We start from the raw sequence: 21,715 nt of genomic DNA, 5'->3' as shown, positions 1-21,715 counted from the left end.
TTTTATGGGTTTAATTGCGGCACTTCCTCACATCGATGAGCATGATAAAAGTGTATTTGTCATGCACGAAAAATCAGAAAAATTAATTCCTTTTCATAAACATACGAAGGGGCAATTAAGCTATGTAGAAGGCGGTATAGCCTATATTACGATAGACAATCGTACGTATGTAGTGCCCGCAAGACACTTTTTCTGGATCCCTCAGGGAATGGAACATATTTTGGAAATAGGCCACTCTGCAACCGTACTGCGTTCACTTTATTTCTATGCACACGACGATATTTCAAATTCTTTTTACAGCAGATTGGGGATCTATCCTGCATCGGAATTACTGATTCAAATGATCAAATACACAGAAATATGGGATGAAAAGCACGTTACCACAGAAGATGAAAATTTTGAATTTTTAATTGCCTTAAAAAAAATTCTTCCTAAAACTCATCAACAGCCTTTACCAATCATTCTCCCCGCCACCCACAACAAACAGATGATGAAAATCGTTTCTTACCTTGAAAGGAACATCGGAGAAAAGCACACCTTAACCAATGTGAGTGCCAGATTTGGACTCAGTGAGCGTTCTATGTCCCGTTTGTTTAAAACTGATATGGATATCTCCTTTCTTCAATATTTAAAAACACTAAGGATCATAAAGGCAATTGAACTGCTTCTCAATACAGATAAAGCCATCAATGAAATTGCTGATAATGTAGGCTATAGCTCTATCAGTGCATTCAGCGATACTTTTAGTGAGTTTACCCAATCAAGACCATCTGATCTGCGGAAAAACAGTAAGGCTTTTCGAAACCCCGGGATGTGAATATATCAATACAATGTCTGAAAAGCGTTGTATTTTTTTGCGATTAACAGTATAATAGCACTTCAGTTACTACAAAAAATCTGGTGTATGATGTTTATCAAAGATTAAAAAAATAAAAGAGTTTTTAGTCTTTTATTAAAAAAAACTTTATATATTTGTCCTGTAAAATCAATAGAAAATGTTTTCCAAAACTTGCGAATACGCTTTAAGAGCCTTAATTTATATCGCCCAGCAGTCTAAAAATGACAGCAGAGTTGGAATTAAAGACATTTCAAAAAATATCAATTCTCCTGAATATTTCATTGCCAAAATCTTGCAGGATTTGAGTAGAAAAGGATTTGTACAATCTGCTAAAGGTCCGAACGGCGGTTTTTATATGGATCAGAAAAACCTGAATATGTCGATTGCTGACATTGTAAGAGAAGTTGATGGAGACAAATTATTTTCGGGTTGTGGTCTGGGTCTCGAACAATGTTCTGAAACACATCCGTGTCCTCTCCATGATCAATTTAAAAGTATCAGAGATAATCTTCGTCAAATGCTGGAAAATTCTAAAATTCAAATGTTTGTCGATAACCTGGATTTACAACTGACCTATCTGAAAAGGTAAAAAAATTTGACCTAATAAAAGATAAAAAGGTCTTAATATATTAAATTAAAAGAAAATGAAATTACCTCTTAAAAATCCTATTGTTCTTATACTGCTATGTCTTATGGCCGGGATGTTTATGACGATTAGTTTTTTAGAAACGCCATTGAAATTTCAGGTACAAGGAATGACACTTCCAACAGCATTGGGGCTGGGAAAACTGATGTTTGGAATTTCAACGAGAATACAAGATCTGTTTCTGCTTTTAATTTTGGTTTTCATGATGCTCAGCCGTAAAAATTATACAAGGTTTGATTTCCTGATCATTATCTTTTTTCTTACTCTCGTTTCGCTAGAACAGTTTTGGATGCTTCCGGTTCTGAATAACCGGGTTGATTTACTATCAGCAGGCCAATCAATCCCCCCCACTTTGATTCATGATTACTTTATTTACACAGAAACAGCAAAAGCTATTCTTCTTATAACTGCTATCATTTCACAATTTAAAAAACAAAATAATGGATACTGAAAATATTGAAAAAATGTCCGGCCATTGGCTGCTGGCAAAAATCGGTAAAAGAGTCTTACGCCCGGGCGGACGGGCTCTTACCTACAAAATGCTCGATATGTTGAATATTAATTCTGACAATGATATCGTAGAATTTGCTCCGGGTCTGGGTTTTACAGCAGATCTGGCTTTAAGTAAAAATCCAAAATCCTATATTGGAATTGACGTTGAGCAGAAGGTAGTAGATCAATTGAATAAAAACTTCAATAACAACACCGCACATTTTCTCGTTGGAAATGCATCAGACAGCCCACTATCGGAACAATCCATTGATAAGGTATATGGTGAAGCTATGCTGAGCATGCATGCCAATCATAGAAAGTCTGAAATCATTCAGGAAGCTTCCAGAATCTTAAAGCCACAAGGGTATTATGCCATCCATGAATTGGCACTCATACCCGATAGTATGGATGAAAATGCAAAGCAACAGATACAGAAGGAACTGGCCGTTTCTATTAAAGTAAACGCCCGCCCATTGACGATTTCCGAATGGAAAACTGTATTGGAAAAAGAAGGGCTCAAAGTGGTACAAGTGGAAACATCACCCATGCATCTATTGACTCTACGACGAATCATCGAAGATGAAGGTTTTGCAAGATTTCTGAAAATTGCAGGAAATATATTAACCCAACCAGAAATCCGTTCCCGCGTGATGCACATGAGAAAAATCTTTAAGAAATATGAAGATAACCTTTGTGCAGTAGCTATTCTTACACAGAAAATATAATTCAATACCATCATTATTATGAAAAAACAACTTACAAATACCGCAGTGATATTGAGTGTATTGATCATGCTTTTGTCATGTTCCGACAAAAAGGGAACAACTCCCATTCCAATCCCTGTTCCCTCCACAGAACAACCGGCTGCACAGCCTGTTCCTGTACCCAAACCTGTTGTTTCAACAAATGTATCCAATGATCCCGGCTTTAAACTGATTGAAGGAGCCGATTGCCTTGCCTGCCATAAAATAGATACCAAATTAATCGGCCCCTCTTATCAGGATGTAGCCGCAAAATATACCAAGACAGATGTTGATCAGCTGGCTCAAAAAATTATTGACGGAGGAAAAGGAAACTGGGGAGATATTCCGATGACTCCTCATGAAGGAATAAGCCGAGAAGATGCTAAACAGATGGTAAAATATATCCTTTCCCTCAAAAAATAAGACAAAAAAAATTTATAATAATAAAAGACAAAAAAGTATTATATTATGAACACAAAAAAAGATTTTATTGGAAATATGGTCGCTGAAGACTTCAGAACTGCCGCAATTTTTAAAAGACACGGTATTGATTTTTGCTGTAAAGGCGGAAGAACCATAGAAGAAGCCTGCAATAATAAAAAGTTGGACCCTGAAAAAATTTATGAAGAGCTGGAAGCACTGCCAAAAAATGAAGGTTCTTCCATAGACTTCAACAGCTGGCCGCTAGATCTGCTCACGGATTATATCGAGAAAACCCACCATCGTTATGTGGAAGAAAAAGCTCCTGTTATTAAGGTTTTTTTAGATAAATTATGTAAAGTTCACGGAGGCAGACATCCTGAATTATTTGAAATCAATACCCTGTTTAATCAATCGGCTCATGATCTTTCTGCTCATATGAAAAAAGAGGAGCTTATCCTGTTTCCATTTGTCAAAAAGATGGTTACCGCAAAAATATCCGGACAGCCTCTTCCTTATCCGGTTTTCAATACTGTGGAAAACCCTGTTCATATGATGGAACACGAACATACCGTGGAAGGAGACCGCTTCAGAAAAATGGCAGAGATTACCAATGAATACCTACCTCCCGCAGATGCATGCAACACCTACAAAGTAGCTTTTGCCATGCTTCAGGATTTTGAAAATGACCTTCACAAACATATTCACCTTGAAAATAACATCCTTTTTCCGAAAGCGATCCGACTGGAAAAAGAATTTGCCGTTAAATCTTAAAAACTGATGAGAATGACACCTAAAAAACTTTGGCGATGGCTTGCAGCAGTAATGATTGCCTCATTTGCCGTTCTTATATTTTATGGAACTGAAATTTACAGGAAGATCCCTCCTATTCCTGAGAAAATAATAACCTCTGATGGTAAAGTCCTTGCTACAGAGCAGGATATCAAAGACGGGCAAAACGTATGGCAGTCTATCGGTGGGCAAACCGTAGGAAGCATCTGGGGTCACGGTGCTTATATTGCCCCTGACTGGACCGCTGATTACCTCCATCGGGAATCTGTTCTTTTGCTTGACGAATTAGCTAAAAAGGATGGAAAGATCTTCAAAGAACTTCCTGATGAGGAGCAAGCAAAATATCAGGTACTTCTCAAAAAAGAACTTCGCACCAATACCTTTAGTGAAAGCAAGAATGAAATTGTCTTCTCCCCTGAACGAGCTGAAGTACAGAGGCAATTGTCTGAGTATTATTCAAAACTGTTTATGAATGATCCTTCTATGGCTCAACTCAGGGATCAATATGCAATTCCCAAAAACACTATTAAAGATACAGTGAGAATGGCTCAGATGAATGCTTTTTTTGCCTGGAGTACCTGGGTATGTGTCACAGAGCGACCGGGAGATGATGTTACCTATACCAACAACTGGCCACATGATGAATCTGTAGGCAACGTCCCGCCGCCATCATTGCATTTGTGGTCTGGATTTAGTATCCTCTTGTTACTGGCTTGTGTAGGTCTCCTGGTATTTTATCATGCAAGGAATAAGGAAGAAGAAGTCAGCGAAGAACTTCCTCTTGAAGATCCACTGCGAGATATGAAACCTACTCCCTCCATGAAAGCAACGTTGAAATATATCTGGGTTGTAGCATTACTTATTCTGGTTCAGATGATGGCTGGAGTCGTCACAGCGCATTATGGAGTGGAAGGAAGCGGATTTTATGGTATTCCTTTGGATGAATTTCTTCCACAATCGGTTTCCAGAAGCTGGCATGTGCAGCTGGCCATATTCTGGATTGCTACTTCATGGTTGGCCACAGGACTTTATATCGCTCCTGCAGTTTCCGGCTACGAACCAAAATATCAGAAGCTGGGTGTGAATGTTTTGTTTGGAGCCTTATTGATCGTTGTACTGGGATCCTTAACCGGTCAGTGGCTGGGTGTTATGCAAAAGCTGGGACTGGTAGACAATTTCCTGTGGGGGCATCAGGGATATGAATATGTGGAACTGGGGAGAGTATGGCAGATCTTATTGCTTGTTGGACTTATTCTTTGGTTGATTTTAATGGTAAGAGCCCTTCTTCCTGCCTTACGACGTAAAGATGGAGACCGTCACTTATTGCTTTTATTTACACTTTCTTCAGTAGCTATTGCTATGTTTTATGGAGCAGGTTTGATGTATGGTAGACAAACGCATATGGCAATTGCAGAATATTGGCGATGGTGGGTCGTTCATCTTTGGGTAGAAGGCTTCTTTGAAGTTTTTGCTACCGTAGTCGCCGCTTTTCTGTTTACCAGATTAGGATTATTAAGGTTAAAATCGGCTACCAACGCCGTACTTTTTTCAACCATTATATTTTTGGGTGGAGGGATTTTAGGAACATTCCATCATTTATACTTCAGTGCGACTCCTACAGCAGTACTCGCTTTGGGAGCTACTTTCAGTGCATTGGAAATTGTTCCTCTTGTTCTGATCGGATATGAAGCGTACCAGAACTATCAGCTCAGTAAATCTACCAGGTGGATTCAGGCTTATAAATGGCCAATCTATTGTTTCATTGCTATGTGTTTCTGGAACTTTCTGGGTGCCGGTATTTTTGGATTTGCCATCAACCCTCCTATTGCACTGTACTATATTCAGGGATTAAATACAACTGCCGTGCACGGGCATGCAGCCCTATTCGGAGTATATGGAATTTTAGGGATTGGTTTGATGATGTTTGTCTTAAGGGGACTGTATCCTGACCGTCAATGGAATGATAAATTAATCGGATGGGCCTTCTGGATGATTAATATCGGATTATTAGTGATGGTGACCATCAGTCTTTTGCCCATAGGAATTATGCAGTCTGTGGCCTCTATTAAAGAAGGATACTGGTATGCCCGTTCTGCAGAATTTATGCAAACAGACATTATGCATTTTCTCAGATGGATGCGGGTCCCTGGAGATATTCTACTCGCTGCAGGAGAATTGCTGCTAGTTATTTTTATCATTGGATTAAAATTTGGCTGGTCATTGAAAGAAAAACGTTAATATAAGGCTTTAAAAATCATAGGTCTAGTAATTTACCATGAGCCTTACTCCTTTTTAAATCAGAAAAAATATGAAACGTAACCCAAATATAGTTCTCCTTTCACGAGATCATCATTTCGGATTGCTTTGCAGCTGGAAAATCCGACAGGGGCTAAAAAAAGAAGTTGAAACTGAAAGAATCAAAAAATATATTGTTTATTTTTGGGAAAACCACCTGAAAGAACATTTCAGGGAAGAAGAGCAAATTTTAATTCCCTATCTTGAAGATGAATATACTTCCCGAATATGTTCAGAACACCATCAATTAAGAATGTTCGCTTCTGAAATTGAAAATTCCGAAAGTATCAATCTGTTTTCAGATTTTGCTGATCTTCTCGAACAGCATATTCGTTTTGAAGAGCGCCATTGGTTTCCTCATCTGGAAGAAAAACTAAACAGCGACACTTTAGATAAAATCGGAAAAAAACTGATTTATAGCCACATCGAAGAACATGATGATTATGCTGATGAATTCTGGAAGTAATTTTCATTGATAAAAAAGTCTTCAAATACGAGTATTTGAAGACTTTTTTTAAATAAAAACAAATCAGATTACTGGGTTGCTTTTATAATTGCTGTAGTAATTTCCGTTTCTTTCTTCTTTGAATAAGTCGAATCAAAAGGCTCCATAATATCAAATAAATACTGATAAAACGGGGTTATTTTCTGTACATTTTCGGATTCTTTCATGGCTTTTTCTTTTCCCATTTGCTGCAGTTGCTGCACAAAAACATTGAATTTCTTATCAATAGGGTCCATCGACTTCACCAGATAGGCAAATGCTTTATCTTTCTCTCCTAAAATCTTATACGCATCTGTAACTGCAGAAACAACAAGAGCATATTCCATGGGTTTAGTTCTTATTTGTTTACGGGCAGCGCCTTGAAATTGAGGTGAAAGCCCCATATAGTAATCATATTCATTAAAAATCTCTTTTTTAAGGAGATTGGCCAACTCAAGCCCTTTTTGCTCCTGTCCGGTCACAATATATCCTGAAACGAGAGCACTTAGAGAACGTGGGTCATTATACTTTTCAGCAGGAATTTCTTGAGCCGCAAGATCCAGCAGTTCAACCGCTTTCGTTTTTTGTCCGTTTGCTACCAATGCCAAAACAGCTCTGCTCACTGATGTTCTGTAACTTATAATATTAGAAGTTGCTGTTTCATCATAATAAATATCCAAATCTTTAAAATTTCCCCATCTGAAATTTTTTACCACCTGGTAAAGAGAGCTGGCATCTACCCTTCCCTTATCACCGTCCGATGCCTGAGGAGTATGAATAGGAACAAGTCTGTAGCTGAAACCATCAAACTGCAGGTATTCATCAAGATAAAAAATATTTTCACTTTCATACATTCCACCGGATGAAAAACTAATGGGTCTCTTCCAATCAAAATGGGCCAATAAATCCATCATCATCAGGTTATTTTTGAATAAGGTATTTTTCTGATATGTAATTGTAATTTCATTGACAGCATTTGAACGATCTGAAGGATTGATGATTCCAGATTGTATGGCATTTTCTTTATCGACAGGAAGGATAAATTTGTGAACCGGAAGGATATTGAACCGCTCATATTTTTCTTCTCCGAAATACATCTTCAGAAGCTCATCTTTTTCAGGAGATTTCAATTTAATAAAGTCCATCGCCTCTTTTAACGGTAATGAATCCTGCGTAAGAAATTTTCGGAAATCCTGAAAAGCTGTTTCCGGTGCTCCCTGGTCCTTTAGCATGGCAAAAAGACCTTCCCAATCTTCTTTTTTCATTAAGTATACCTGATCATTAACTCCATCTCTGTAGTCTTCATGAGTCAGCTGTCCCGGAATCCCTTTCGCATTATAGGTTCGTCTTTTTACCTGATCAATACTCCAAGGCATAGCCAGCAAGGTAAAATTGACCGTTTTCACATCACTGCGAAACTCTTCTGTTTCCTGAATCGCCCATACGGGGAAAGTATCATTATCACCATAGATAAAAATAATATCATCTTTTGGCAGGGATCGCAAAAATGAATATGCGTAATCACGGGCCGCCGTTTTCCGGCTTCTATCGTGTGAAGTATAGTTTTGGAAACCCATCATAAAAGGAATGCCCAATAATACAAGTCCGAAAATGATCTGTGCCGGGCCCGATTTTATTTTAGACTGAAGAAACCATAAAATACTTCCGGCTCCCAACCCTATCCAAATTGCAAATGCATAGAATGAGCCCACCATTGCATAATCTCTTTCTCTCACTTCAAAAGGTTTTACGCCTGTATAGAAAACAATTCCGAAACTGGTCAGAATAAATAATGAAAGAATGGCGTAAAATCTTCCAAAATCTCTGTTCAGTTGAAAAAAGAAGCCGATCAAACCTAAAATTAATGGCAAAAAGAAAAATTTCACCGTACTTTCATTTTTGAATTTAGACGGCATTGTATCCTGATTTCCCCAGAGTGCATTATCGATAAACGAAAATCCGGAGATCCAATTCCCCTGAGTATTTTCCAAATGTCCCTGAAGGTCATTTTGCCTTCCGACAAAATTCCACATCAGATATCTTACAAAGTAGTATCCGTTCTGAAAGGAGATAAAATAATCCATATTTTGAGCGAAAGAAGGTCGCTTTACAGTGATCAGATCATAAGGTTTTACTTTGAGATAATCTGCTGCTGTAATGGAATCATCTTCATACTTTGCTCTTAACTCATTAAAAATCTGCTGAGCCTGCGGATTATCAGCAACCTCTTCATTATCACTATTAAAAGTGAAATCCGGTGCTCCGTACAGAGCCACATAGTTCCCCATAACATCCTTATCTTCATTGAACATTCTGGGCATAAAGCTGATCTGAGATTTATTAAATACATAATTGAAACGATCGCCGGTCTTTCTGTACGTCCCTGTCTTTTCATCTTTTTCGTAAATATCATCTGTTTTCTCTGTTTTATAGCTTCCATCTTCATTTTTTTCAATTCCTCTGGCATCCAGAAAAGCGGTATAATTTTGTCCGTAAATCGTCGGCCAGTCTCCATATTGAACTCTGTTGTAATAATCTCTCATCCCTATTGCCGTATCAGGATCATTAAGATTCATCGGAGGATTGGCATTTGCCCTAATCGGAATCACTAACCAGCATGAAAATCCAATAATCATATATACGACAGATAAAACAATGGTTTGGTAAATATTTTTTTTAGCCTTTCTTGCATATTTGATCAAAAGGAAAGAAATAACTGCCATCAGTACAAAAGCCACAATCGTTCCCGAATGAAAAGGAAGTCCCAGTCCGTTCACAAAGAAAATTTCCAGTTGACCAAACACCGTCATGATGAATGGGAAGATCATTTTAAATACGAATGCCAGTACAGCAAGTGTGATCAGATTGGCCAGGATAAACGATTTCCAGGAAAATTGATAATTCCGGGTATAATAGACCAGACATACCGCTGGAATTGCCAGCATACACATCATGTGTACTCCTACGGAAAGGCCGATAATAAAGAAAATTAAAATAATCCATCTTTCATGGTCTGGTGCCTGATATTCATTTTCCCATTTGGTAATGAGCCAGACCAGTAATGCAATAAACATAGAGCCCATAGAATATACTTCTCCTTCAACAGCCGAAAACCAAAATGTATCCGAAAAGGTAAAACATAAGGCTCCAATGACCCCGGAAAATAAAATTGAAATTTGCTGATGCTTCGTAATTTCGTTAAAATCTTTATGTAAAAGTCTTCTTATAAAATGGGTAATCGTCCAGAACAGCAACAGAATAGTAAAAGCACTGAATAATGCAGACATCGCGTTGATTACAATTGAATAATTCTGCTCATTTCCCAATGCGAAAATGCTGGCTACCGCTCCCATAATCTGAAACAAAGCGGCACCCGGAGCATGGGTTACCTCAAGCTTTACTGCTGAAGAAATATATTCCCCACAATCCCAAAAGCTCAATGAATGCTCTATGGTAGAGAGATAAGTAATTAAAGCAATAACGAAAAGGAACCATCCAACAACGGTGTTCCATTTTTCAAAAGACCAGTTTTTCATATAATATTTTCCAATAATATCAATAAGACAATTGGTGAAGAAATTATATTACATGAGGAACTGGAATATTTTAATTTTCAAACTTCAAATAAAAAAACTTTAAGTATAGATTAGACTAATTTTAAATTAAATAAACTTTTTTATTTAATATGTATTATTCAACCCTCCATCCAGCGGAATATTGGCTCCGGTAAGATAAGAAGAATAGTCTGATGCCAGAAAAGCAACCAGATGGCCATATTCTTCGGGTCTTCCCAGTCGTTTCATAGGAATTTTATTTTCTCTTGCTTTTTTAATTTCATCTGCCGATCTATGGGTTTGTTGCGCTTCATGGCTGATCAGGTTTTTAATTCGTTCTGTATCAAAATATCCGGTTAAGACATTATTTACTGTGACATTGTATTGTGCAACTTCATTAGATAATGTCTTTGCCCACGCCATTACTGCTGAACGAACTGAGTTTGATAATGCCAGATTATTGATAGGTTCTTTCACAGATAAAGAAGAAACATTAATGATCCTTCCATTATTTTGTTTAATCATATGAGGCAAAGCCCGTAATGTTGTTTCGCAAACCGTTTTAAAAAGGAGATCAAATGCTTTCTGATAGTCATCGACATTCTTTTCCATGGCAAGCCCCGGTTCCGGACCATTGGTATTATTTACCAGGATATCAATAGTATGGCTGTTGAAATATTCGGTTATCAGTGTTTTATAGCTTTCAAAATCTGAAAAATCTGCTACCAGATATTCATGTTTCTGATCCGGATGTACAATGGGCAATGAATCCGTAAAGTTTTGAAGTTTTGCTTCACTTCGGGACATCACCGTTACATTCGCTCCACATTTTGCCAGTTCTATGGCAATCCCTGCTCCTATTCCCTGTGTAGCACCTCCTACCAGAGCGTTTTTTGAAAAAAGTTGAATATTCATTGTTGAGAACTTATACAAATTAGCTACAATAAATGTAAGAAAAGCATGAATTCTAAAAAAGACTTGTCCTAAGAATAATCCAATCGTAACCATTGATATAAAGTAAAACACCAACTGCTGCCGGTGTTTTACAAATATTTGTGTTGTTAGAATTTCTCGTTGAGATGTAGTAATGCCTGATGTGAGTACTTTATGAAATTAATCTCCAATTCTGAAGACAAGTACCTGTGTGGAAGTTGCTGCCAGGCTCATTCCTGCTCCTGAACAGTTTCCGGATTGCCCTCTTCCAAGGGAGATTGTCCAGTTTCTGTTGGCAGGAAGGGTTGTCGCATAGGTGATCGTTCCCCCATGATTAGAAAGCGCTCCTTCTGAATGTGCTCCTGTATTATGAATTCTTGAAGTCGTAGCATTGAGGGGAAAATCAACAAAGTATGAACTGATGGTACACCCTGTTGCGTTGTGTGATGCTTCATAAACAAAAGTTATCTGATAAGTCCCTGCCGGGAAAGTAATAGTGCTTGTCCCTGCATTATAAGTCATCCCCGGGATTGAGTTTTTTATCATTGACATGGGCACCACCTGCGATCCACCAGCTCCTTGTGCCTGAAGGAAATTAGCCTGTGCCGTTTCTAATCTGAAAACCGCCGGATTTGGAATGGAAAGAGCACCCAATGTACCAATACTTTTTACCACTCCGCTACCATCAAGCACTAAAAGGGGATCTGTGGTTGTGTTTCCTGCACCCACTCCCTGCAACCGTAAGGGATCGGTAGCATTGACATGCAATTTATTGGTAGGTGCTGTAATACCAATTCCCATATTTCCATTAGCAGTAACGGCTACATCATTTGCTTGTTGCGCAACTGAGGGAGCTCCTGTAGCAGGATTATCTTTGGCTGCATCAATATTAAAAACACCTTGCGGGTTAGAAGTTTGAATACCAACTTGGGCATTAGAAAGAAAACAATTACCTGATAAAAGGAACAAAAAATAAATAAGGGTTCGTTTCATAATAAATTATTTTTCTGGTTAGAATTCTGAAACATGTAAAGTGGATGAAGGGAACTTTTCATTTTACATTAAAATTTCACTTTACATTGAAACAAATATAGTATTTTTCACTAATAAAAGAAATATTTTACATGAAATAAAAATTAATTATTATTAATACACAACAAATAGCAAATTAATAATAAAATTATAATCAAAACAAAAGTGAAAACAAAAAAAATAATTAAATATAGATAAAATATAGTCATTAATAATTATTTTTTAATAACAATAACACATATATAAAAAATTAAATAAAGTGTAAAGATTACTTATTATATCTATTAAAAAAACAAATAACCTCCAGAAATCCGGAGGTTATTTGTTTTTTTTTCAGTGACTATTTGACCACAGTTGCTTCCAATTCTACTGTCAGGGTTTCAAATAGTCCGGTTACTTCCAACATGGTTACCGCTTGTTCTATCTGATGTTTTTCTATCCATTCCTGAAGAATCGGGAAATGAGGCCAAAGCTCCTGAGTGGAGGTTGTATAAATATTGAGCCTTACCATTCCTTTGCATTCATAACCTGCAGTAGTTATGAGTTCTTCAAGATTAGCAATAGCCTGTAGCAACTGGGACTTCATATCTTTATCACTGGATGTTCCATCAGGATCTATTGCTGCTTGTCCTGAGCAATAAAGAGTGCTTGTTACATTTTTTACCTCAACTGCCTGAGAATAGCTGCGTTCATTTTGCCATGTCCATGGATTGATGGTTCTTTTTTCCATTATATTCAATTGTTATACGTTAGACTACAAAGTTGCAGAATAGGTATAGCAAACGCATGTGATCCGGATCACCATTATGAAGTGAGAAAAGTCACAATTTATTGGGACAGTCTGCTCAATGTTTCTCTGGAAACTCCTAAATAAGCAGCAAGAAGTGTTTTCGGAACCCGTTGAATCAAAGAAGGATATTTTTGAAGCAACTGTTCGTATCTTTCTTTAATTCCTGTAGTCATTGTAGAAATGATACGTTGTTGTGCAGAAATGAAGCCCATATATGCCTTCTCCAAGAAGAAATGTTCAATTTTGGGAAGAGCAGCACATAATTTCCTGTAGTTTTCTAAAGAAATGCACAACACATCAGCATCCTCTACCGCTATCAAAGACATTGTTGATCTTGTTTGCAGGTAAAACGCTGAGAAATCAGTTTCCCACCAATCTTCCATGGCGAATCCTACAATATGTTCTTTTCCTGTATCATCAGTGTATACAAGTTTCAAAAGGCCTTTCAGGACAAAATAATTATAGATAGCAAATTCTCCTTCCTGTATCAGAAACTGGTGTTTTTTATATTTTTTATGGGTAAAAAATGAAGATATCAGCCTGAATTCATCATCACTCAGAGGAACAATTTTCCCGATATGAGTTCTTAATTGATCCAACATATTGTATAATTAAAAGTCTTACGGAGGTTCTCAAAAGCAATCTCACGGTTTAAAATTTCTTCGACCTCATCATAAGTGGCTAAACCTTCTGCTTCAAAAACATGACCGTTGGGGGTTTTGTAAGTATATTCAAATAAATCACGCTGATAGATTGAATGCAGTATCTCTATCTGTCTGGAGGTCATATAAGGTTCATGTGTTTTCAACTGATTGAATAAATTCCTTTTCAGATCTTCTTCTCCCTCTTCATAAAACATAGCATTTTCATCAATTTCTGTAAGGGCTTCCAAAAGTTGGCGAAAAATAAAATCCTGAAAGTTTTTGGCTAATATCTCAGCTTCCTCATCATCATGAGGGATAAAAGTAATGGGTACTTCCCCATTATTTTTCAGATCAAACTGAAAAGCATATAAATCTCCCGCTCCATTTTTTGCGAAGGGAACAAATTTATAGTTTGCATGAATATTTCTATAATCATCTTCCTCAGACATTTCTTCAATAGAGGCTTCTACAAACTGCTGATGATTCCAAATTTCAATATCGTTCCCGAATAAGAGTAAGGGAGGATTTTTCTTGAATTGTGGGAAGGTTGCCCGGTACCAGTCTGAACCACTTTCACCCCAGTTTAGCATTCCATCCTCACACAAACATTTGTAGATGTCGGGATATTTAAAATTATATTTCTGCTCCAGTTGTTCTATATCCATGTTCATTATGTATTACGTCCCATACAAAAGTAAGTTTCCTTCTTTTTTCATAGACGATGTGAAATAGTTTTTGGTTTTAAAAACATACTCTCCTTTCAAAAATAAACTATTTTACCAGACTTTACAACCTTTAGCAAGGCTTATAGCTATACTGAGAACGGATAGTTTTCACTCAGTGTGGGATGAATACTATTCAAGGTTTCATAGAATTTTTGCTTCACTGATTCCGGGATAAGTCCAAATTCATCAAAAGATTGATCCAGTTGCTTAATAACGAATGCCATTTTCAACCATTGTTCAAAACTGATGTACATAGGTTCCAGCCGTTCATCATAATCATGATCATAGAAAAAAACTCTGTCCTTTTTATTCAAAAACCAGCGATCTCCCTGTCCATTACCACCAAAGCACCAATAATCGAACAAGTCAAAGCCTTTATTTTCGTTGATTGCCTCAACAGAATGATATAAAACTGTTTCAGAAGAAATTTCGGTAGTTGTAATTTGGGTTACGATATGTTTGTACTGCTCCGAAAAAGGAAATTCAATGACTTCCGGAAAATCTTGTTTTCTTTTTTTTCCTTTAAAAATTTCAGTTTCGATTTCCTCAACAGTAAATATTCTTAGTAACATTCTCAATTATTTTTTCAACCTATATAATGAAAAATTACTATAGTTTAAATACTATAATGTTTTTAAAACCCTTATTGCACCTTCATTGGCAGGATTTATCCTGAGTGCTTTTTGATAATTCTGTCTGGCTTTATCCTTTTGCCCCGCTTTCAGATAGGCCTCTCCTAAACTGTCATATACATTCTGGCTATCCGGATACAAGATACTGTTTACCCGAAAAACATCAATCGACTGGTTCAATTTATTTTGTCCCAGTAATGCATAGCCCACATTATTCAGATAATCTTCAGAAATAAAATAATGACCTGTATTTTCTGTTTTAGCTTTTTGAAATGCTTTCAACCCTTTGTCAAAATCACCATCCATAACAAACTCTAAAGGCGTTTTTTCGTCCTTATTCATTTGTGGACTCTTTGAACGAATGGTTTTGTCAGGTAAAATATTAACCATTTCCAGCTTCCCTGATTTCGGATCCTTTACAAATTGGGTTTTAAAACTCCAGTTCTGCGCGGCATACGTATCTTTTCCGACTTTTGAAAGTTGCATGGGTTCCTCTAAATCATTAATATTCAACATCAGTTTTCCGTCTTTACGATACACTCTGTAAAGTCCATATTGATCAAATTTATAACGACCTACGCTATTGCTGAAATCCTGCTCCGTGAAAGGTAATATTTTATAGGCAGAGTCTACATATTCCGGCCATTGGTAAACAGCAGCTACTGATCTGATCAGTTCTTCAATGAATTCGGGTTTATTGGTATTGGTCAAAACAACAATCCCGTCTCCGTTGGTTGTATTGCCAATAAACCTACTGGAAAAGCCTTCATTCCATCCACCATGATTAAAATAAACATGTCCTCCTTTTTTTTCAAGGAAAACACCCAACCCTACACCAGGATCGATAAAAGAGGTTGTAAATTTTTCTGCTGTTTTCTGGCTGATGATGGTATGACTTTTATTGCTTAAAGTATTTTGAATATCAATTACAAATTTGGCAAGATCTTCAGCGGTAGTCCATAAACCCGCGGCGGCCATTTCAGGATAAATATGATACTTTCCCTTTACTCTTTCTCCACTCATAGTATACGCTGTAGCTGCCGACTGGGACTGAACTTGGTTCAGGGGTTGATCAAAAGTACTGTTTTTCATATCCAGTGGCCCAAGCACTCTCTCCTGCATAATGGCTGGAAAGTCTTTTCCTTCGATGTCTATCAGCATTTGCTGCATGACAGAATATCCACCACCGGAATAACGCAATGAGATTCCGGGAAGTTTATCAACGACTACCGCAGAGGAATTAGCCGGACTTTCTCCTTTTAGCACCTGAATGAGTGTGGGGAGCGGTTTCCCGACTTCATATCCTCCAAATCCATGGACGGTAAAACCAGCTGTATGACTGAGTATATTGTAAAGTCCGATTTTTTTCTCCTTAGTGAATGTATTCTCAGGAATCTTCCAGGAGGTCAGGTACAGGTTTATATCAGCATCCGGATTTATTTTTCCGATCTCTACTTCTTTCAGTGCAGCATAGGCACTCACCGGTTTACTCATCGAAGCAGCCTGAAACAAAGTCTTTATATTTACCGGGGTTTTCGATTCTACATCTGCAAATCCATAGGTTTTGGTCCAGATTACTTTGGAATTTTTAATCACAGCAATACTTAGTCCGGGAATTTTATAATGTTTCATCCGGGATTCTAATGTCCAAAGGGGCATCCCTTCAAAACGGGTAACAGGCATTAATCCTGATTCCACCCTCGAAATTTCTTTCGCTACTTCAGCCTGAGATTGAGCAAATGCAAGATTTCCTGTCATTCCTAAAGTGATTCCAATATATAAATAAGTTATAGCTTTCATGGTTTTGAAATATAATGGATCAAAAATATAACTTTAAAGCCATACCATAAGGAACTATTCTTTAGATTTGTTGTATTTGTTAAGAAATAGAACAATTACTCTAAATAAATAGTATGTTTTACATAAGTTCTACTATCTTTGTCTCTTGAAGTTTGAAGATTTTTTTTCCTTAATCAGAGGCATTACGTTGATTTATTTTATTATTAAAGCTTTTTAATGTAACTAATTACCAATCCTTCCAACTAATCCAATATCAAAAACCAGAATTAATATAGAAGAGATCTACTCCTTTAAACAAAACTAATGCAAACATCTTTTTTAAAAATCACCGCAGCCACTGCTGCGCTCTGTTTCAGTACATTCGTGCTTGCTCAGCAAACCTATTCTGTAAGCGGAACTGTAAAAGACAAAAAAAATGGTGAACTTCTCATAGGAGTCGCTGTAAAAGTAAGTGAAAATCCTTCTATTAATGTTGTTGCGAACGAATATGGATTTTATTCTTTATCGTTACCTGAAGGGGATTACACCCTGATCATTTCTAATCCGGGATATAAGGATTTTGAACAACAAATCAAGGTGGATCAGAATATAAAACTGGATCTTCCGCTTATTCAACAGGAGCAGGTTTCCAAAACCATTGATGAGGTAGTAATCACAGGGATTAAAAAGGATAAGAATCTAACGTCTGCCCAAATGGGAACAGAAACCTTAAACATTAAAAATATTGAAAAGCTTCCTGTTCTGTTTGGAGAAAAGGATGTGATGAAAACCATACAACTTTTGCCGGGCATTAAAAGCAATGGTGAAGGAAGCAGCGGATTCAGTGTAAGAGGTGGAGCTACAGACCAAAACCTTATTCTACTGGATGAAGCACCGGTTTATAATGCTTCTCACCTGCTTGGTTTCTTTAGTACCTTCAACAGTGATGCCTTAAAAGACGCAAGCATCATTAAAGGGAACAGCCCTGCTCAATATGGAGGGCGTCTTTCTTCCGTGCTGGATGTAAAAATGAAAGATGGAAATAACCAGGATTATAACATCAACGGAGGTATTGGCCTGATCAGCAGCAGACTGAGTGTGGAAGGTCCTATCCAAAAGGAAAAGTCTTCTTTCATTGTTTCGGGAAGAAGAACCTATGCAGATTTATTCCTGAAAACCTCCAATGATTACAAAGACAACAAATTATACTTTTACGATCTGAATCTGAAAGCTAATTATCAGATCAATGAAAATAACCGCCTTTACCTGTCCGGATATTTCGGAAGGGATGTATTAGGATTGGGAAACACTTTCTCAACGGACTGGGGGAATACTACTGCTACATTGAGATGGAACAGCATTATCAACAGTAAATTGTTTTCCAACACTTCATTTATTTACAGCAATTACGATTATAAAGTCAGTTTAAAGAGTAATGATAATAATTTCGGCTTAAATTCAAAAATACAGGACTGGAATCTTAAGCAGGATTTTACGTGGTTTGCCGGAAATAAACATTCAGTTCGTTTTGGACTACAGTCTATTTACCATACCATTACCCCCAGTACAGCATCGGGAACCAGCGTAAGCAGTTTTCCAAGAAACCCGAGGAAATCGTGGGAAAATGCTTTATACATTAATGATGATTTCAAGGCTACAGAAAAGCTGACCATCAATTATGGAGCAAGACTTTCTCTATTTAGCGTTTTAGGAGGAGATACTTTTAATACGTATGAAAATGGAAACCTTACCGACAGTCAATATATTGAAAAAGGAAAAATTGGAAAAACTTATGTCAATATTGAGCCTAGAATTACAGCAAACTACAGAATCAATGAAGTAAGCAGTATTAAAGGAGGTTATTCCCGCAATACTCAAAACCTGCATCTTTTAAGTAATTCCAGTAGTGGAAACCCTACTGACCAGTGGATTGGAAGCAGCTTAACTGTAAAGCCCGAAATTGCAGACCAGATAAGCTTAGGATTCAGCAGAAACTTTAATAATAACAATTATGAACTGAATGCTGAGGTCTACTACAAATCCATGCAAAATCAGATTGACTTCAAAAACGGTGCTCAGATTACTTTTGATACAGCAGCCGATGTAGAAAGTGAATTATTATTTGGGAAAGGAAGAGCGTATGGATTGGAACTTATTGCCAAAAAGAAAAGTGGTAAACTAACCGGATGGATTTCGTATACTTTATCCAAAACTGAAAGAAAAATCAACGGAATCAATGACAACCAATGGTATAATGCCAGAATGGATAAAACCCACGATCTTTCCATTGTTGCCACCTATCAGTTTAATGAAAAATGGTCGATGTCCGGATTATTCGTGTACAGCACAGGAAATGCAGTGAGTTTCCCAACGGGAAAATATCAGCTGAACGGTCAAACTGTTTTCCAATACAGCAGCAGAAATGCGGATAGGATGCCTGCTTTCCACAGAATGGATCTAAGTGCCACTTATGAACCTTCTTCCAATAAACGTTTCCGTGGTTCATGGACTTTTGGGATTTATAATCTTTATGGCCGTGAAAATGCCTACACGATTACGTTTGAAGATAATCCTAATAATCCGGGAACTACCCGTGCTATGCAAACTTCGTTATTCCGTTGGATTCCCAATATCACTTACAATTTCAAATTCTAAATCATGAAAAATACTTTTTATATCATATTATCCCTGTTTTTAGTTACCTCATGTCAGAAAGAAATCGACCTTGATCTTGATGATCAGAGTGGAAAAATAGTCATTGAAGGGAACGTAACAGATCAGGCAGGTCCTTATATTGTGAGAATTACAAAATCGGTTGCATTTACACAGCAGAATCAATATCCTGCAGTAACCGGTGCACAGGTTGTTTTGAGTGATAATACAGGCCAGACTGAAACATTACAATATATGGGGAACGGCCGATACCAAACCTCCTTATTTGTGGGAGCACCTGGAAAAACATATACTCTGAAAATACAAGCCGAAGGGCAACAATATACCGCTCAGAGCACGATGCCACAGCCAGTAGACTTCGAAGGGCTGGCGCAGGATTCTTTTCAGTTCGGAGACAAAACCAGCTATACTCTTTTACCAATTTTCACTGATCCTGCCGTATTAGGAAACCGCTATCTGTTTTCTTACACCATTAATAATTTATCGAAAAAATACATCAATGTCTTTTCAGATAATCTTAATAACGGCATGCTTAACCAGCGTCCTTTAATACTTCCTAATGATGATAATGATGGTGCAGACCATGAGGTGAAGGTTGGAGATACCATTCATGTCGAAATGCAAAGCATTGATAATAATATTTTCACTTTTTACAGTGCTCTTCTTGATATGTCCGGTCCCGGTGGTGGTGTTACCCCATCTAATCCCCCAAGTAATATCAGTAATGGAGCTTTGGGATATTTTTCGGCTCATACCCAGAGCACACAAAGTTTTGTGATTCAATAGAAATTAAACATATTATAAAAAAGGTTATTTTGGAATTTTCAAAATAACCTTTTTTTATTGAGTATAAGCAAAATTCGGCTTTAAAGAACAAAAAGAAAAAACCGCCTTCAGCAATAGCGAAGACGGCCAATGGAAATGTACGAATAAATTGATATTAAAATCCTGATTCCATTACTTTCAGGAGTTCTGTTTGAAGGATCACATCATTTTTACTACTGATCAGATTATAATTGGCCTTAAGCCATCCGTTTCTTACAACAAAAAATGCATATGCATCGATCAGCCCTTCTTTGTATTTTTCTTCAGACTTCTGAAATGAGCGTTTCTGATTTTCAAAATTGGCATCCAACAGATTATATTTCTCACTTGCATTGAGAAACTGAGCCTTAATAGAATTGATATTTTGGGTCAGATCATTGATGATCAATTCCTTATCATAGTTGGAATTGATGATATTCAGTTTCGCTATTTCAACATTGGTTTTCACTTGTAACTTATTAAAAATAGGAATATTGAGCCCAAAATTCGCGGACTGATTTTTATTCTGGGAAAACTGTTCGGAAAAGCTGATATTAGAATTATTCTTTCCCAATACTTTATTATAAAAAGTAGACCATCCATAACTGGCATTTAAAGTAGGTAAATACCCTGCTTTTGCAATCTCTTTTCTCTTTTCTTGTGACTTAATCTCGGCCACCACCGATTGGTAAGCAGGATTTTTTTCCAATAGTTTTTTTGTAAAATCGGGATCATGGAATTCTGCCTCAGAAGAAAGGTTACTCTCACTCATTACAAATTCCAGAGAATCCTGAGTCATAGACAATGCATTCAGCAAATTGATTTTTGCCTGATCTCTTTGGTTTTTAGCAGATACCCATTGTTCCTGTAAAGTTCCAAGATTTGCTTTGATATCATAAACGTCACTTTTGGGTCTGCTCCCGATCTCCACTTCTTTTTCGGTGCGTTTTATCTGATCCTGTATTCCGGATATCTGGGTTTCCAAAACCTCGAGCCAGCTTTTGCTGTTCTGATAGTCAAAAAACATTTGAACGACATTAAGTTTCACTTTATTTTGTGCCAGTTTAAGCTTATAGGCAGCAGTTTCTTTATTCAATTTAGATAAAGAAATATCCAGTATATTTTTCCAGTTGAAGAGGTCCCAGTTTGCCTGAGCGGTAAACTCGTCATATTGCGTATTAAGGGATTCCCTTTGATTGCTCGACTGATTAATGGAAGAACCAAAACTATAATTATGTTTCACGCCTGCTTCAACGGAGGGTAATAACATTCCTTTTGATCCTGTAATCAGTTGATCATTTTTTGCAACATTCACTGTGGCTTGTCTGATCAATGGATGATGTGAAGATGCATAGTCGAGACATTGTTGCAGGTTCCATGTTTGCTGTGCCGGATAAAGGCCAACAAAAAATAGGAAAATGAAATTTTTCATGAGTATG

General features: G+C 37.2%; 19 protein-coding genes. 10 read left to right on the top strand and 9 right to left on the bottom strand.

The genetic code is table 11. The annotated features are described in order from the left end of the window. Window positions 1–4 precede the first annotated feature (4 nt). The 8 genes from C1631_RS15575 (at window position 5) to C1631_RS15540 (ending at window position 6,692) form a co-directional block, all read left to right on the top strand. Window positions 5–817: an AraC family transcriptional regulator gene (locus C1631_RS15575; RefSeq protein WP_109713258.1), complete on the top strand. Its 813-nt coding sequence runs from the start codon at window positions 5–7 to the stop codon at window positions 815–817. 178 nt (window positions 818–995) lie between these two features. Further along, complete coding sequence (locus C1631_RS15570; RefSeq protein WP_109713256.1) at window positions 996–1,427, top strand: RrF2 family transcriptional regulator; 432 nt, start codon at window positions 996–998, stop codon at window positions 1,425–1,427. A gap of 55 nt (window positions 1,428–1,482) precedes the next feature. After that, window positions 1,483–1,935, top strand: coding sequence for a hypothetical protein (locus tag C1631_RS15565; protein WP_109713254.1), 453 nt, complete (start codon window positions 1,483–1,485; stop codon window positions 1,933–1,935). Further along, window positions 1,925–2,701, top strand: a complete 777-nt coding sequence (locus tag C1631_RS15560; RefSeq protein WP_103250209.1) for a class I SAM-dependent methyltransferase — start codon at window positions 1,925–1,927, stop codon at window positions 2,699–2,701. Before C1631_RS15565 ends, C1631_RS15560 begins: the two co-directional genes overlap by 11 nt. Window positions 2,702–2,719: 18 nt before the next feature. After that, window positions 2,720–3,142, top strand: a complete 423-nt coding sequence (locus tag C1631_RS15555) for a c-type cytochrome (protein WP_228441259.1) — start codon at window positions 2,720–2,722, stop codon at window positions 3,140–3,142. A 45-nt stretch (window positions 3,143–3,187) separates the two neighbouring features. Continuing rightward, window positions 3,188–3,913: an iron-sulfur cluster repair di-iron protein gene (gene ric, locus C1631_RS15550; protein WP_109713252.1), complete on the top strand. Its 726-nt coding sequence runs from the start codon at window positions 3,188–3,190 to the stop codon at window positions 3,911–3,913. 12 nt (window positions 3,914–3,925) lie between these two features. Next, window positions 3,926–6,169, top strand: coding sequence for a nitric-oxide reductase large subunit (locus tag C1631_RS15545; RefSeq protein ID WP_109713347.1), 2,244 nt, complete (start codon window positions 3,926–3,928; stop codon window positions 6,167–6,169). 70 nt (window positions 6,170–6,239) lie between these two features. Next, window positions 6,240–6,692, top strand: coding sequence for a hemerythrin domain-containing protein (locus C1631_RS15540; RefSeq protein ID WP_103248956.1), 453 nt, complete (start codon window positions 6,240–6,242; stop codon window positions 6,690–6,692). Window positions 6,693–6,760: 68 nt separating this feature from the next. Here the strand turns inward: C1631_RS15540 and C1631_RS15535 are convergent, their stop codons facing one another. The 8 genes from C1631_RS15535 to C1631_RS15500 form a co-directional block, all read right to left on the bottom strand. Beyond that, on the bottom strand, window positions 6,761–10,246 hold the full coding sequence (locus C1631_RS15535; RefSeq protein WP_109713250.1) for a glycosyltransferase family 117 protein: 3,486 nt from the start codon (window positions 10,244–10,246) through the stop codon (window positions 6,761–6,763). A 144-nt stretch (window positions 10,247–10,390) separates the two neighbouring features. After that, on the bottom strand, window positions 10,391–11,179 hold the full coding sequence (locus C1631_RS15530; protein WP_109713345.1) for an SDR family oxidoreductase: 789 nt from the start codon (window positions 11,177–11,179) through the stop codon (window positions 10,391–10,393). Window positions 11,180–11,377: 198 nt separating this feature from the next. After that, window positions 11,378–12,190 (bottom strand): hypothetical protein, encoded by an 813-nt coding sequence (locus tag C1631_RS15525; RefSeq protein WP_109713248.1) that lies wholly within the window; start codon window positions 12,188–12,190, stop codon window positions 11,378–11,380. Between the two features lie 379 nt (window positions 12,191–12,569). Then, window positions 12,570–12,959 carry a RidA family protein gene (locus C1631_RS15520; RefSeq protein WP_109713246.1) on the bottom strand — a complete coding sequence of 130 codons (390 nt, stop codon included), beginning with the start codon at window positions 12,957–12,959 and terminating at the stop codon, window positions 12,570–12,572. A gap of 98 nt (window positions 12,960–13,057) precedes the next feature. Beyond that, on the bottom strand, window positions 13,058–13,621 hold the full coding sequence (locus tag C1631_RS15515; RefSeq protein WP_109713244.1) for a Crp/Fnr family transcriptional regulator: 564 nt from the start codon (window positions 13,619–13,621) through the stop codon (window positions 13,058–13,060). Beyond that, a complete protein-coding gene (locus C1631_RS15510) occupies window positions 13,606–14,328 on the bottom strand; it encodes an SMI1/KNR4 family protein (RefSeq protein WP_228441256.1) in 723 nt (240 codons plus the stop codon). The genes C1631_RS15515 and C1631_RS15510 overlap by 16 nt, the downstream gene beginning before the upstream one ends. Window positions 14,329–14,474: 146 nt before the next feature. After that, window positions 14,475–14,960 (bottom strand): hypothetical protein, encoded by a 486-nt coding sequence (locus C1631_RS15505; RefSeq protein WP_109713242.1) that lies wholly within the window; start codon window positions 14,958–14,960, stop codon window positions 14,475–14,477. A 51-nt stretch (window positions 14,961–15,011) separates the two neighbouring features. Continuing rightward, window positions 15,012–16,820, bottom strand: coding sequence for a serine hydrolase (locus C1631_RS15500; protein ID WP_109713241.1), 1,809 nt, complete (start codon window positions 16,818–16,820; stop codon window positions 15,012–15,014). 303 nt (window positions 16,821–17,123) lie between these two features. Here C1631_RS15500 and C1631_RS15495 point away from each other — a divergent pair, with 303 nt between their 5' ends. Together C1631_RS15495 and C1631_RS15490 are read left to right on the top strand one after the other, a co-directional pair. Further along, entirely contained in the window at window positions 17,124–19,454 is a 2,331-nt protein-coding gene (locus tag C1631_RS15495) for a TonB-dependent receptor (RefSeq protein WP_109713239.1), read from the top strand. Window positions 19,455–19,457: 3 nt separating this feature from the next. Then, complete coding sequence (locus C1631_RS15490) at window positions 19,458–20,258, top strand: DUF4249 domain-containing protein (RefSeq protein ID WP_109713237.1); 801 nt, start codon at window positions 19,458–19,460, stop codon at window positions 20,256–20,258. 154 nt (window positions 20,259–20,412) lie between these two features. Here C1631_RS15490 and C1631_RS15485 read toward each other — a convergent pair whose 3' ends face one another. Next, window positions 20,413–21,708, bottom strand: a complete 1,296-nt coding sequence (locus C1631_RS15485; RefSeq protein ID WP_109713235.1) for a TolC family protein — start codon at window positions 21,706–21,708, stop codon at window positions 20,413–20,415. Window positions 21,709–21,715: the final 7 nt, after the last annotated feature.

It is taken from the genome of Chryseobacterium phosphatilyticum (assembly GCF_002899825.2).
GTDB lineage: Bacteria > Bacteroidota > Bacteroidia > Flavobacteriales > Weeksellaceae > Chryseobacterium > Chryseobacterium phosphatilyticum.
This window is presented reverse-complemented; position numbering and strand designations above follow the sequence as displayed.

What these genes read in the sequence shown, in the direction of transcription:
- C1631_RS15575 (WP_109713258.1), top strand. Translation starts at nt 5, where the DNA reads ATGGGTTTAATTGCGGCACTTCCTCACATCGATGAGCATGATAAAAGT.
- C1631_RS15570 (WP_109713256.1), top strand. Translation starts at nt 996, where the DNA reads ATGTTTTCCAAAACTTGCGAATACGCTTTAAGAGCCTTAATTTATATC.
- C1631_RS15565 (WP_109713254.1), top strand. Translation starts at nt 1,483, where the DNA reads ATGAAATTACCTCTTAAAAATCCTATTGTTCTTATACTGCTATGTCTT.
- C1631_RS15560 (WP_103250209.1), top strand. Translation starts at nt 1,925, where the DNA reads ATGGATACTGAAAATATTGAAAAAATGTCCGGCCATTGGCTGCTGGCA.
- C1631_RS15555 (WP_228441259.1), top strand. Translation starts at nt 2,720, where the DNA reads ATGAAAAAACAACTTACAAATACCGCAGTGATATTGAGTGTATTGATC.
- ric (WP_109713252.1), top strand. Translation starts at nt 3,188, where the DNA reads ATGAACACAAAAAAAGATTTTATTGGAAATATGGTCGCTGAAGACTTC.
- C1631_RS15545 (WP_109713347.1), top strand. Translation starts at nt 3,926, where the DNA reads ATGACACCTAAAAAACTTTGGCGATGGCTTGCAGCAGTAATGATTGCC.
- C1631_RS15540 (WP_103248956.1), top strand. Translation starts at nt 6,240, where the DNA reads ATGAAACGTAACCCAAATATAGTTCTCCTTTCACGAGATCATCATTTC.
- C1631_RS15535 (WP_109713250.1), bottom strand. Translation starts at nt 10,246, where the DNA reads ATGAAAAACTGGTCTTTTGAAAAATGGAACACCGTTGTTGGATGGTTC.
- C1631_RS15530 (WP_109713345.1), bottom strand. Translation starts at nt 11,179, where the DNA reads ATGAATATTCAACTTTTTTCAAAAAACGCTCTGGTAGGAGGTGCTACA.
- C1631_RS15525 (WP_109713248.1), bottom strand. Translation starts at nt 12,190, where the DNA reads ATGAAACGAACCCTTATTTATTTTTTGTTCCTTTTATCAGGTAATTGT.
- C1631_RS15520 (WP_109713246.1), bottom strand. Translation starts at nt 12,959, where the DNA reads ATGGAAAAAAGAACCATCAATCCATGGACATGGCAAAATGAACGCAGC.
- C1631_RS15515 (WP_109713244.1), bottom strand. Translation starts at nt 13,621, where the DNA reads ATGTTGGATCAATTAAGAACTCATATCGGGAAAATTGTTCCTCTGAGT.
- C1631_RS15510 (WP_228441256.1), bottom strand. Translation starts at nt 14,328, where the DNA reads ATGGATATAGAACAACTGGAGCAGAAATATAATTTTAAATATCCCGAC.
- C1631_RS15505 (WP_109713242.1), bottom strand. Translation starts at nt 14,960, where the DNA reads ATGTTACTAAGAATATTTACTGTTGAGGAAATCGAAACTGAAATTTTT.
- C1631_RS15500 (WP_109713241.1), bottom strand. Translation starts at nt 16,820, where the DNA reads ATGAAAGCTATAACTTATTTATATATTGGAATCACTTTAGGAATGACA.
- C1631_RS15495 (WP_109713239.1), top strand. Translation starts at nt 17,124, where the DNA reads ATGCAAACATCTTTTTTAAAAATCACCGCAGCCACTGCTGCGCTCTGT.
- C1631_RS15490 (WP_109713237.1), top strand. Translation starts at nt 19,458, where the DNA reads ATGAAAAATACTTTTTATATCATATTATCCCTGTTTTTAGTTACCTCA.
- C1631_RS15485 (WP_109713235.1), bottom strand. Translation starts at nt 21,708, where the DNA reads ATGAAAAATTTCATTTTCCTATTTTTTGTTGGCCTTTATCCGGCACAG.